Origin of the sequence: Prevotella sp. SGI.167, from assembly GCF_050313615.1 — a bacterium.
In the GTDB taxonomy this organism is placed as follows: domain Bacteria; phylum Bacteroidota; class Bacteroidia; order Bacteroidales; family Bacteroidaceae; genus Prevotella.
The window spans coordinates 1-490 of sequence record NZ_JBNPLT010000131.1 but is presented as its reverse complement, the minus strand read 5'-3'; the positions used below and the strand labels follow the sequence as shown (position 1 = coordinate 490).

Genomic DNA, 490 nt, shown 5'->3' with positions numbered 1-490 from the left:
TATTATTGAATTATTAACGAACTATTGATAACTAAAATTCTAGTACAAATAATTCTAGAAATAATACTCCTTATACCACTCAGCGAAGGCTCTCAGACCCTCTCTCAAAGGAGTGGATGGCTTATAGCCGAAGTCTTGCTCCAATGGTGTGGTTTCGGCATAAGTAACAGGTACATCGCCTGGCTGCATAGGAACCAACTCCTTATGCGCATCGAAGTCATAATTCTTAGGTAACACTCCTGCACGAGTCAACTCCTCTTGCAAAATGCTGACGAACTCCAGGAGATTCTCGGGATGGCTATTACCTATATTATACACCTTGTATGGAGGAATTGGCAAGCCATCCTCACCATTCTGCTTCTCTGGCGCATGCTGCATCACTCTGACGATGCCTTCCACAATGTCATCCACATAAGTGAAATCACGCTGACAGTTGCCATAATTGAAGATCTTGATGGTATCACCCTTCACCAGTTTGTTGGTAAAGCCA

At 43.1% G+C, this 490-nt stretch carries 1 protein-coding gene; it reads right to left on the bottom strand.

From position 1 onward, the window contains the following. Positions 1-54: 54 nt before the first annotated feature. The coding region (locus ACQRBJ_RS16205) for an NAD-dependent epimerase/dehydratase family protein (RefSeq protein ID WP_445304258.1) at positions 55-490 on the bottom strand (436 nt) is incomplete at its 5' end.